This window comes from Vibrio sp. 03_296, assembly GCF_002265885.1.
Window position 1 is genome coordinate 91,823 of the sequence record NZ_NPKW01000157.1, and the last position, 11,993, is coordinate 103,815.

Consider the following 11,993-nt stretch of genomic DNA (forward strand, 5'->3'; position numbering starts at 1 on the left):
GCATAAGATTTGGCAACATCGTGAAACTGCATGTCTAGAATGAGATTTAGTGCAACAAACTCCTTCTTCCTATAGATTGGCCCATTGGCAGGTGATGAAACGCAATAACTTTACCAAAGCCAGTGAACATATCCAGTCGACAAAAGTAGCAGATTTCCGGTCAATGAATCTCTGGATTTGGTTCGGATGGCCTTAAATAAGAGACCATCCTTTTTGTATACAGCCACTTCACTAAATATCGAGCCGCAAGTTTTCTTGAATTTCATCTATTAGTGTTTTTGGTACATCCCATTCCTCAGCAAGCTGACGCCAAGTTGATACGTGCTCAATCGTTGTATCAATAATATCGTCGATCTTTCTCTTGTTAAAAATAGGGCTTAGTTTCTCTAAGCTATAGAAATCACTTCGTGTAAAGTTATCTCTTTTGCCATTCAAGCTCATCCAATGGCTGTTCACCCATTTACTACCTGGTTTATAGCTATAGGCTAAATCATAAGCGGGAGCGAGAGACCATCTGTCTTTTTTCAGCCTGTCTTTTTTCAACATAAAGGCAAAGTTCTTTGAGTGGTCGTCATGATTTCGAGCAATGATATTGAACGTCATGCGTTTGAATAGCTGCTCAGCGTCAACAGCGGAAAGCTTCAATTGTCTGGCAATGCCAAATAACTCTGCGTAAGAGAATGACCCCGGCTTTTTATAATCAATGTGGGCCAAGCCGTTTAGCGTTTGTACGTGTACCTTGCTATTTTTAATTCGATCAAACCGCTGTGTAATAAAGTGCCGTCGATTGCCTTCATGGAGTAAGCGGCATGGCATCATATCGACACCGCATTTGTTCGCCATTAAATGATAAACAAACTCCATTGCGCCATAACCTAATGGGTCACCGAAGGTTTCTTGATTTTTGTTATGCTCACTAACACCGTCAAACTTCATCAAATAATGAGTAAACCCACTTGGCACGTTGGTCTGGCCGGAGCGGACTTGAGTAAAATCTTCATTAAATGCCAAGACGGCTTTCGGCCTTGCGCCCCCCGCACTCATACCAACAGATAATAAAGACATCATTGCTTCTCTATCGTCTTGGCCATTTTGTTTGAGCTCTACTTCAAAATTACCTCGTGAATCTAAGATTTCTTGTGCAATTGAAACGAGCGATTGGATTTCTACCTGTTGTGAAGCATTTAAACTTCGTAACTTTGTCGCTGGCGCATATTCAAGAGCGCCCATGCCTCGCTTTCCCGTATATTGGAGGCGTTGCAGTGGGGTAATGTCACTTGGTGAACGGCCCTGACTTGCAACCCATGCGTTGAGAACCGCGTTACCAAAATCATCTGGTAAGGAGTCAGCAATTAAACCGGGTAGTCCTTTAAAGGTATTGAAATCCAGTTCGGGAAAGCGATAGATGCGATTCGATAATGGCATTTTGATTGGAGACAGCTCGACCCCCTTTTTTACGAAGCCTGGATCATATTCAAATGATCCAAGTCCCTTTTCAGTGTCAAAACTCACAGCGCCAACGAGATCGCTTTGGTAAGTTATTGTAATGACTTCCATTACCATTCTGGTGTCTCCACATCTTTATTGCTGCGCTGTCCAGAGGCTCTCTGCCTCTTCTTTCCTTGCAGTTTTGCCAGCTGTAAGGGAGAAACTTCTTGTTTAGGGATAAAGAGATCAATTTGTTCTGTAAGGTCTAAGGCCATTAATATCGCAATCATGATATCGAGCTGCACTTTTCCTTTTTCTGCATTCAACACCGTTTTGCGGGCAATGCCAGCAATTTCTGCAACTTCAGATTGTGTTAGGTCTCGATTTAGTCGAGCTTGCTTCAACCTATCGCCGATCTCTTCTGCTAATGCTGCGGATGTTACATGTTTCACTATAAAGTCCTATTTTGGTTTCATTATTGGTGTTTTGTCGCGTAATGTTCTTAATTTAGGACCTTATGTTGATGTTGTCAATGAGTGCTGTTAGTGTTCCATTTTGGTGATATTAAGTGATTTTAAGTTTGTTAAAGTAACCATTTGGGGACTTTGTGATATTTGTAGAGAATCCCTTCTCGAGGGGAGTAATGGAAGCCGTGTTGAAAGGATTGCCAGAAGCTCTACGGCTCCAACAAGAATTGAAAAAGCGGTATGGCTATCATGCGCTATCTATCAGAGGCAGCACTGAACAAGCTTACAGGGTTTGATATGCCTGAAACGAAGTTGAACGCCTAATTATCGCAAGGGTGCCGTTTTGAATTGTGGGTACACGTTAAAAGTGACAAGTGATTGTTAAGGTGGTGCTAGTCAATCTTTCTATCGGCTTTTAAGCCTTCATTACTATTCGATATAAACTTGCGGCAATAAATTTCTCTTGGTTATAAAAAGGATTCATAACACATGGTATAATCTGCGGCTATAACATGCTGTGGTCAAAGAGATTTGTAGAATGTTCCGCTTTGGTGCGTTTCACCTCTTAACCCAGTATCAGAAAAATAGTGAACAAACAAAGAATAGAAGGAACGAAGATGAAATGTCCAAAATGCAGTTCTGATTTTGAACAGCTTCAAACACCGCTAGGTGATGTAGAAAGATGCACGGAGTGTAAAGGGCTGTGGATTGACGCTTATGAAGTTGAAGCGATGAAACCTCTTGCCGATGTTATCGATTCAGGTGATGAAGAGATCGGCAAAGCATTTAACGTGATTGACCGTATCAATTGCCCGGTTTGTCCCAACAACCAGTTACTGCGCTTAGTTGATCCTAAACAGCCTCACATTTGGTTTGAAAGCTGCCCTACGTGTAAAGGCCGTTTCTATGATGCGGGTGAGTTTAAAGATTTAGCCACTCTCGATCTTTCTGACTTTTTCAAAAAGTTTGGCTTAGTTGAACGCTTGTAGACGCCACATCACATAATGAGGCGGGTTCCTATCGCTTGGTATAGTGAGCTAAGGGGTCGGAATTCGCTGATATTGAAGCAATGGCGTTAGAAGAGTTGGCGACTAATGTCAGATCACGTTCTTATTATCCCATCACGGAGCAACCAACATGGAATTAATTGTCCCTTCACCAGAGTTTGAGCTTTCCTTTGCATATTTTTACGACGATTTTGCACAGAATGATCGTGAAAATGCGGACTATTATCTTGAGGGCAAAACGGATTTTTCAACGTATGTTCAGCGGTTGCATGATGAAGCAATGGGGGTCAATCTACGCGAAGGCTATGTACCATGCAGCCACTTTTGGCTGGTGGATGCTCAAAAAACGGTTCTTGGTGCTATTCGAGTTCGTCACAACATCAATAATGAATTTCTTGCGATGGAAGCAGGCCACATTGGCTACGATATCGCGCCTTCACATCGAGGAAAAGGGAATGGTAAATTGATGCTTAAGTTGGCATTACCGAAAGCGGCAGAGCTTGGCATTGAGCGGGCATTAATCACCGCTGATGAAGATAACCTTGCGTCGCGAGGTGTGATAGAAGCCAACGGTGGAAAGTTTGAGAACATTGTTATGGGCAAGGTGTTTCCCAATGCCTTGGCTCGGTATTGGGTTGATTGTAAGTAAATCGCGCACTTTCATTCCAACAAAGAGATGGCCACCAAGGAGGTTCATTTGAATCATCGTGTTGTGTTTACCGGTGGGCCGGGGGCGGGCAAAACCTCCGTGATCGAGTATCTCAATCACTTAGGTTATCCCAGTGCACCCGAAGTGGGGCGAAAAGTCATCCAAGCACAAATGCAATCTCAAGGTAGTGCTTTACCTTGGCTCGACAAAGTGGCCTTTCGCGACCAAATGGTGGCTGAAGAAATCAAAAACTATGACGACTTTGGGCACGCAGTAACGACTTTTTATGATAGAAGCATTATTGACTGCTACGGCTACAGTAAGCTTGAAAACTTACCGATTACGACGCTTTTATCCACGAAATGTTGTGAGTTAAGTTATGAGCGTAAGGTGTTTATTTTCCCGCCATGGGAATCGATCTATAAAAATGATCGAGAGCGAAAGCAAGATTTTAACGAAGCTGTTGCTACATATCGCGAAATGGTGAGTGCCTACACGCAGTTTGGTTACGATTTGCTGGAAGTGCCGATGGTCTCCGTTCGAGAGCGAGCGGAATTTATTTTAAACAACCTCAAACCCTAATCTTTAGTATGGCGCTATGCCTTGGGAGAAAAGATGAAGTTTTATCGCGCAGAGGAGTATCAGGCTTCTTGTGAACAACGCTATGAAAAATACAAAAGTGAGATTGAAGCGCTACTCCCTGATGCCGTTGTCGAGCATGTGGGAGCGTCTTCCATTCCTTTGGCGGTTTCTAAAGGCGACTTGGATATCTATGTGGGTGTGGATAGCGAAGATTTAGAAAACGCGGTAAAAACACTCAAAGGTTTGGGCTTTGAGGAAAAGCAAGATACGTTAAGAACACCTGAGCTATGCATGTTGGAAAGCACCGCCAATGATGATGTGGCATTCCAAGTGGTTGCCAATGGTTCTGAGTTTGAGTGCTTTTTGGCGTTTCGAGATAAGCTGCGTGCAAACCCTGAGTTGGTTCAACAATACAATGCGCTGAAAATGTCTTGTACTGGTTGGTCTCAAGACGAATATCGTCTGAAAAAATCAGCGTTTGTTGAACATGTTTTGGCACAGTAAACAACGTGTGTCCGAAAATGGATGAGCTCATCGCTCTCATCAAAGAAGACCGAATGAGAACAGAGGCGTTAGGCCAGGTCGCCGAGTTGTCATTGCCTCAGTGCTATATTGCTGCAGGTTTTGTGCGAAATTTGGTTTGGGATTCATTACACGGTTTCGTCACTCCCTTGAATGACGTTGATGTGATCTACTTTGATCCCATAGAGTCAAACCCCGATGCTTATTTGCAATATGAAGCGCATTTAAAAGCGCGTATGCCGCAGTTCAATTGGCAGGTTCGCAATCAAGCCAAAATGCATCTTCGTAACGGTGATGAGCCTTATCAAAGCGCGGTAGATGCCATGCGTTATTGGCCAGAGAAAGAAACGGCGGTGGCCGTTCGGCAAGTGGCGGCAGATCACTATGAATGTGTGTCGGCATTTGGGCTTGAATCTCTATTTCGTGGGCATATCACGCACAATCCAAAGCGTTGTTTGGCAACGTTTGAACACCGCGTTATTTCAAAAGGATGGGTGTCCCGCTGGCCTCAATTAGTGGTGGTGTCGTAATAACACTTTGCCATTTGGGCTTGCCCTTTTCGTGATGCGGCTAGCCGCTCTGAATCTGCATCACTCATTTTTATCAATTCATGGAGTGAAGAAAACAATGGAAGCAAAAGAGGTCGTTTTAGCCTATTGGCAGGCGATGAAAAGTAATGATTTTGCCAAAGCCAGTGAATGGTTAAGTTTGGACTTTGAGGGCTTTTGGCCGCAATCTGGTGAGCTAATTGTTGGCAGAGAGAATTTTATCGCGATTAACACCGATTACCCGGCCAATGGTGTTTGGACATTCGACATTCATTCCGTTGTTTGTGAAGGGGCTACGGTTGTGACAGACGTTGTGATTACCGATGGCGTTCAAAAAGCGCGAGCCATCACTTTTCATACGGTTGAAAATGGGCTTATCTGCAAGCAAAAGGAATTTTGGCCTGAGCCAATGCCAGCGCAAGCGTGGCGTTCAAAATGGGTCAAGATCGTTCAAGAGTCGTGTGATTAAGTGATTTTTGGCTATCTAGAACCACAAAAGAATAAACGAAACAAAAGGGAAAAAGTTTTGCAAGAGTTTCAAGTTTACCTGTTTGATATGGATGGCACCTTAGTGAATTCGGAACCATTGAAAGGGCAAGCGTTGGCCCTAGCTTGCCAAGATTACGGCTCAGTGGTGGATTTTAATATCTATAAAGAGGTGATGGGAGAGAGCTGGCCTGTGGTCACTGGCCATTTTTTCAAACACGCGAATATTTCCCCTGAGCTCGCCGAGTTCAATACACACTTTCGGGCTCACTACGAGAGATTGCTGTCGGAAAACCTCGAGTTGAATCGCGGCGCGAAAGCGTACATTGAACATTTGAATGCGAGTGGAAAACAGTGTGCCGTGGTCAGTTCAGCAGCGACGTGGATGGTGGAAAACATACTGAATGCGCTAGAGCTGAAGGAGGCGTTTAAGGTTGTGATCACACAAGAACACGTCACAAAACACAAACCCGATCCAGAAGCCTTTAATCTGGCGTTGTCAAAACTGGGTGTGACGCCAGAACAGGCAATTATATTTGAAGATTCTCATGCTGGCGTCTTGGCTGGCCGAGCGAGCGGTTGTAACGTGGTGGCCATCAGGCATGAATTTAATGGCAAAAATGATTTGAGTGGCGCGGTTGCTTGTATCGAGAGTTTTGAAGCGCTTTTGGTGTAACGCAAAGCGCAAACTCATTCAGGCCATGAGAATAGGTATAGGGAGAGAAGCTGTTGAAGGCTATCGAAGCGTTTTTAGTGAGTTCTTTTACAAAAGATGGAACGGGAGGAAATCCTGCAGGTGTTGTGCTGCATGCAGAGGCTTTGTCAAATGAAGAGAAATTAAAAATTGCGCAAGCGGTTGGGTATTCTGAAACCGCATTCGTTTCTCGAGACGATGAAGTGGATTTTGAAGTCTCATTTTTTACGGTGACCGATGAAGTGGACTTCTGCGGGCATGCCACCTTGGCGGTCTTCTCCGTTTTATATCAAGAAAACATCGTCAATGCAGGGCGATATGTTCAACGAACTAAGGCGGGGCTGCTCGGCGTTACCATAGAAACTAATGGTCAAATTACGATGGAACAAGCATTGCCAGAATACCGCGGAGAGCTCAGCTATGAAGCGATATCCACGTTAATTGGCATTGCACCAGAGGTTATTAGAAGCACTCAACTGCCCGTGGAGGTGGTGTCAACGGGGTTGCCAGACATTATTGTACCACTGCCCAATGGCTACTTAGACAGCATTGAAATCAATGAAGAATTAACCCGCCACTTTTGCAAAGAGCATGAGGTCGTTGGTATTCATGCATTTGAACTGTATGAACAAAACGCAGATATGACCGCAAGTTGTCGCAATTTCGCTCCTTTGTTTGGCATTGCTGAGGAATCTGCAACGGGCAGTGCCAGTGGGGCATTAGCCTGCTATTTAACCAAGCATCTTCGTTCTGCTGATACTCATCATTTTGTCTTTGAACAAGGCCGGGCGATGCACTGCATTTCTAGGATCACCGCTTCCACAGAGTCGGACAAGCAAGGCATCACTAAGGTACGAGTCGGCGGTTTTGCTCGCACCATAGGAAGGCAGAGTATCAATATTTAACAATAAGTGGTTTGGCTGAGGCGCCTTTCTCCTTAAGTGAAACAACGCCTAGTGCTTTAAAAACTCAACCTGGTGACAGATTGAGTTTTTACATTTTATCGGCCAAGTATTCGTTGACCGTTACACTTTAAAGAAGGCAACTTCTTGTTTGAGATGATCAGAAAGCGCGTTCAAATTCTGGCTGGCCACCTGGTTATTCTCCATTGATCGAATAGACTCCTTCGACATGCAGGATATCTGTTCCATGGCCACGACAAGCTCACGGACCACTTCCACTTGTTCATCCGTTGCGATGACAACCTCACGCACTCGATTGAGAGAATCTTGAGACTGCTGCTCAATGCTCACCAGCAGTTGGCTCGCTTGTGCGGTGTTTTTCTGACAACTCTCTACCTTAGGCTGCGTGTTTTCCATTGCAGTCACACTGGCAACGGTTTGAGCTTGCACTTCTTTGAGCATCGCCTCGATCTGCGTTGTTGCTTCACCTGTACGTTTGGCTAGGCTTCGCACTTCATCGGCTACGACGGCAAAGCCGCGTCCAGATTCACCCGCTCGCGCCGCTTCTATCGCAGCATTCAGCGCGAGCAAGTTGGTTTGCTCTGAGATACTGCTGATCATATTGACGATTCCGCCAATATCGCGCGTTTTGGCCTCTAGCTGTTTGACCTGAGCAACCGTTTCATTGACGGCGGCGGTCACAGACAGCATTTGCTCCGCCACTGCCGCCACAAGCACACGGCCATCACGAGCATTATCAGAGGTATTGACTGAGTTTTGCTCAGTAAGGCTCACCACTTTGGCAATGTCGTCAATTCTGGCATGCATGCTTTCTAATTTCGTGGCCATGTTTTGTGTCAGCGACGCTTGTTGCTGAGCGGAGTCAAAGACTGAACTAGAACCGCTTGAAACGGCTTCCACTTGCATAGCCAGTTGCTCTGATGCGTTTCGGATATTGTGCACGATAGAGCTGAGTTTATCGGACATCAACGAAAGTGAGTGCAGAATACTGCCTTTATCACTGCTCTGATGTTGTTGAGTTAACTCGCCATTGGCCATCAACTGAATCGCATGTTGGGCCACATAGGGTTCACTTCCCAAGGAAAGTCGAAAACTGCGCTCAATAATGAAACCAACCATTGCCGAAATCAGCACGGCGATACCACTTAACACCAGCATTAAGCTCTGAAATCCGTTGGCCTCCGCACGAGCGATGGGCGTCAGTTGTTGGTTGAGCGACTCTTGATAATCAATAAACTCATTGATCACTTTTAACCAGTTGGCAAAGCTTGGACGAACTTGTTCAAGTAGCAAAGGGGTAACGTCTTCGCCGCTCTTTTTCTTCGCAATCACTTCTCTCACAAGAGGCAGCGTTTTTGCTTGTATATCATCAATGCGCTGTAAAATAGCTTGCTCTTGCGCTGAAAAGGGAATGCCATCAGCCATCATGCTTTGTATGTTTTGTTCTGATTGTTGATAGAATTTTTCTAATCGACGGATTTCATCTTCAAAACGAGCAAGCTCTTGTGAGGTTCGGGCCATTGAAACATCGCGAATCGCGATCGCTCGATCATGGACACTGCCGCGAAAGTTGATCGCGTATCGTTGTTTTACCGAGTTAATGTCCGTCACCTCAGCAAGGCTTTTGTCGATAAAGTTAACTTTTTGAATACCGACGATGGTCAGTAACGCCATAAGTGCCACTAACGTACCAAAACCGAGCGCCAAACGCGTCCTTACTTTTAACTGTGCAAGGTATTGCATTCCATACTCCTGATAGCAAACGTAACCGTTGAGGCAATATCGCCATCAACGCTTATTTTTTAGTTTTTGTGGAAAGAGTGAGACCGCTTTTTTCGGGCAAAAATGACAAACAAAGAATGAAACGGTGAACGATCACCAACATTGATAAAGTCAGTGCCTGGACATTGTGGCCTCGCGCGACATTTTCGCAGAGGGAGAAGGGGGATTTCCAATTGCTTGTTGTGATTAGGTTAATAGGTGAAAACTATTGTAATAGTAAGTTTGGCGATGCAAGAGCATGTCATAGATACAGTTGCGAAGTTTCACTCATGTTTTGTATTTCTGTCTGTAGATGAGTGATATTAGCGACCGCTGACATGTCTTGCACTTGATATGTCAATCGTTGCCATGACTAGCCAATCAAATTTCCCCCTCTTTAAGCACAATTTTTACAGCGTTTTTTTTGCCGATGAAAGGAGTATAGTTGGCGTTAAACCAATGTTTTATCAAACTATATTATTCAATTTTTGTTCGGTTTGTAGTCAGAAATGGCTCAAAAATCAATAGGTAAAACAGGGTTGGTAATAACAAAGCAAATAGCTCAATGTTTGCTGTAAGCAGTAATAAAAAGGCAAGTGCGAGAGAACTGGCCGACGAAGGAGAACACCATGATCAAGATAGCTTTTTTTAGCGCGAAATCTTATGACGAAGCCTCGTTTAATAAAGTGAATGGCAACAAAGAGTATGAGTTTCACTACCATGATTTTCGCTTGCGGCTAAAAACCAGCAAAATGGCTCAAGGTTGTGATGTGGTCTGTGCTTTCGTCAATGACGATCTCTCTGCCCCTGTTCTTGAGCAGTTAGCGCTTGGTGGCACAAAGCTGATTGCGATGCGCTGTGCCGGGTTTGATAAAGTCGATCTGCGTGCGGCCAAAGAACTGGGTTTGCAAGTGGTGCGAGTGCCAGCGTACTCTCCGGAGGCGGTAGCGGAACACGCGGTTGGTATGATGATGTGTTTGAATCGTCGCTTGCATAAAGCCTATCAGCGAACTCGCGATGCCAACTTCTCACTTGAGGGGTTAGTTGGCTTTAATTTCTACGGCAAGACCGTTGGAGTTATTGGCACCGGGAAAATCGGCCTAGCGACGATGCGGATTCTAAAAGGATTGGGGATGGACATTCTTTGCTACGATCCTTATGAAAATCCACTGGCCATCGAAATGGGCGCGCGCTACACCACTCTCCAAGAGATTTACCAAAGTGCCGATGTGATTTCGCTGCATTGTCCGATGAGCAAAGAAAACTTCCATTTGCTCAATGAACACTCGTTTGAACAGATGAAAGGTGGCGTAATGATCATCAACACGAGCCGCGGTGAACTGCTTGATTCAGCAGCGGCCATTGAAGCGCTGAAAAAAGGCAAAATAGGCGCGTTGGGCCTTGATGTTTATGACAACGAGAAAGATCTATTTTTCCAAGACAAATCGAATGATGTGATTGTCGATGACGTGTTCCGCCGTTTGTCTGCGTGCCACAACGTTTTGTTTACTGGCCATCAGGCCTTTTTAACACATGAAGCGTTGAACAATATTGCGTCGGTGACGCTTAACAATGTCGAGGCTTTCTTTGCTGGTAACACATCTGGGAATGAGCTAGTGCAATAACGGCCAACTGATGGGGTGTGTGAAGCAGTGCCATTCTTATTGAGCGGCACTGCTTTGATTGTTTTTTTTCGTGTTACGCTTTGTTACAACTGGCCCCATTGCCAAGGTTGGTTGTTACTGATTAACTACTCGTCCCTAAGCAATAAAGGTTTATTTTTTTAATGGACGACCCCAGTCGACGAAACACCCCTCTGAATTCCACTAAAGTGGAGTTTCCCCTATGTTAGAACTTTTCCTGCAACCCGAAACGTGGGTTATTTTTGCCACTCTCTTTGCGTTGGAAATTGTACTTGGCGTTGACAACGTCGTATTTATTTCTGTTTTATGTGAACGCTTACCAGTAGAACAACGAAAATTCGCCCGCAATATGGGTATCACTCTTGCTGTACTTGCACGCATAGTGTTGGTTTTTTCGATCTCTTGGGTGATGTCTCTAACGCAGCCGATCTTGTCATTTCAAGGTATCGAATTCACTGGCCGTGATGTGATCATGATTGCTGGTGGCGCATTCTTACTGGCTAAAAGTGCCAAAGAGTTGTGGTCTTGGTTAACGCAGCATGAGCATGAGCATGCACATTCCACCCATGTCAGAACGGGTTTGGCTGTGGTATTGCTACAGATTGTCGCGGTGGATGCTGTTTTCTCGATGGACTCAGTTATCACGGCGGTTGGCCTAACCAATGAAGTGCCTATCATGGTAGCCGCCATTTTAGCCTCGGCAGTGGTGATGGTGCTAACGGCGGAAAAAATCAACCATGTGGTGACTAAGTACCCAGGTTTCAAAACCTTGGCGTTGCTTTTCTTGATCCTATTGGGAGGATTGCTCATGGCCGAAGGCTTCGCTATTCACGTGAATAAAGGCTATGTCTACTTCGCGATGGCTTTTGGTTTGATATTAGAGCTTTGCCATATTCAGTTGAAGAAAAAGCAAAAGGTGAGTATTCGTCGTATTCGTCCGTTAAATGTGTCTATTCAAGGCGATCTTATCCGAGGGTAAACGCTAAAACTAGGCTATGAAGTAAGGCTCCGAAAGGGGCCTTATTACATTGAGAAAGCCTTATAAAAATATCGATAAAACCGCCGAGTCAGTGCCCCTCCGTCAATCTCGCGAACGCTTTAGGATGGATCCCCGCCTGCGCGAGGATGACAAGCAAAAGACGAAAGAGACAAGCAAACAAGAGAATGTTTGGGAGGGAGTTGAATACTTTTGTCTCCAGAAAGCTGCCGCAAGACAGACGCGAACAGCGTTCAAATTCGTTTCCATTATAGAGCCACACCGACCATTGCCGTCATTCTCGCGA

Annotated in this window: 13 protein-coding genes; 10 read left to right on the top strand and 3 right to left on the bottom strand. The window is 44.9% G+C overall.

The window, feature by feature from the left end; translation table 11 throughout:
• Positions 1 to 231: 231 nt before the first annotated feature.
• On the bottom strand, positions 232 to 1,563 hold the full coding sequence (locus CIK04_RS21875; RefSeq protein WP_097352965.1) for a type II toxin-antitoxin system HipA family toxin: 1,332 nt from the start codon (positions 1,561 to 1,563) through the stop codon (positions 232 to 234).
• Positions 1,557 to 1,880 (bottom strand): helix-turn-helix transcriptional regulator, encoded by a 324-nt coding sequence (locus CIK04_RS21880; protein WP_097352966.1) that lies wholly within the window; start codon positions 1,878 to 1,880, stop codon positions 1,557 to 1,559. The genes CIK04_RS21875 and CIK04_RS21880 overlap by 7 nt, the downstream gene beginning before the upstream one ends.
• A gap of 632 nt (positions 1,881 to 2,512) precedes the next feature.
• Between CIK04_RS21880 and CIK04_RS21885 the strand changes: the two genes are divergently transcribed.
• The 8 genes from CIK04_RS21885 (at position 2,513) to CIK04_RS21920 (ending at position 7,288) form a co-directional block, all read left to right on the top strand.
• On the top strand, positions 2,513 to 2,884 hold the full coding sequence (locus CIK04_RS21885; protein WP_011080068.1) for a zf-TFIIB domain-containing protein: 372 nt from the start codon (positions 2,513 to 2,515) through the stop codon (positions 2,882 to 2,884).
• A 148-nt stretch (positions 2,885 to 3,032) separates the two neighbouring features.
• Positions 3,033 to 3,551 (top strand): GNAT family N-acetyltransferase, encoded by a 519-nt coding sequence (locus CIK04_RS21890; protein ID WP_097352967.1) that lies wholly within the window; start codon positions 3,033 to 3,035, stop codon positions 3,549 to 3,551.
• A gap of 48 nt (positions 3,552 to 3,599) precedes the next feature.
• Entirely contained in the window at positions 3,600 to 4,133 is a 534-nt protein-coding gene (locus tag CIK04_RS21895; protein ID WP_172665243.1) for an AAA family ATPase, read from the top strand.
• A gap of 33 nt (positions 4,134 to 4,166) precedes the next feature.
• Positions 4,167 to 4,637, top strand: a complete 471-nt coding sequence (locus tag CIK04_RS21900; RefSeq protein ID WP_097352968.1) for a GrpB family protein — start codon at positions 4,167 to 4,169, stop codon at positions 4,635 to 4,637.
• 17 nt (positions 4,638 to 4,654) lie between these two features.
• On the top strand, positions 4,655 to 5,185 hold the full coding sequence (locus CIK04_RS21905) for a nucleotidyltransferase family protein (protein WP_325205730.1): 531 nt from the start codon (positions 4,655 to 4,657) through the stop codon (positions 5,183 to 5,185).
• Between the two features lie 97 nt (positions 5,186 to 5,282).
• The gene (locus tag CIK04_RS21910; RefSeq protein ID WP_176463399.1) at positions 5,283 to 5,672 is read left to right on the top strand and encodes a nuclear transport factor 2 family protein; all 390 of its coding nucleotides are present in this window, start codon (positions 5,283 to 5,285) and stop codon (positions 5,670 to 5,672) included.
• 57 nt (positions 5,673 to 5,729) lie between these two features.
• On the top strand, positions 5,730 to 6,365 hold the full coding sequence (locus CIK04_RS21915; RefSeq protein WP_026050630.1) for an HAD family phosphatase: 636 nt from the start codon (positions 5,730 to 5,732) through the stop codon (positions 6,363 to 6,365).
• A 53-nt stretch (positions 6,366 to 6,418) separates the two neighbouring features.
• Entirely contained in the window at positions 6,419 to 7,288 is an 870-nt protein-coding gene (locus CIK04_RS21920) for a PhzF family phenazine biosynthesis protein (protein ID WP_039469292.1), read from the top strand.
• 120 nt (positions 7,289 to 7,408) lie between these two features.
• Here the strand turns inward: CIK04_RS21920 and CIK04_RS21925 are convergent, their stop codons facing one another.
• Positions 7,409 to 9,049 (bottom strand): methyl-accepting chemotaxis protein, encoded by a 1,641-nt coding sequence (locus tag CIK04_RS21925; RefSeq protein ID WP_097352972.1) that lies wholly within the window; start codon positions 9,047 to 9,049, stop codon positions 7,409 to 7,411.
• A 647-nt stretch (positions 9,050 to 9,696) separates the two neighbouring features.
• Here CIK04_RS21925 and CIK04_RS21930 point away from each other — a divergent pair.
• Entirely contained in the window at positions 9,697 to 10,692 is a 996-nt protein-coding gene (locus CIK04_RS21930; RefSeq protein ID WP_097352973.1) for a 2-hydroxyacid dehydrogenase, read from the top strand.
• Positions 10,693 to 10,912: 220 nt separating this feature from the next.
• Positions 10,913 to 11,689: a TerC family protein gene (locus tag CIK04_RS21935; RefSeq protein ID WP_097352974.1), complete on the top strand. Its 777-nt coding sequence runs from the start codon at positions 10,913 to 10,915 to the stop codon at positions 11,687 to 11,689.
• The last annotated feature ends 304 nt before the right edge of the window (positions 11,690 to 11,993 follow it).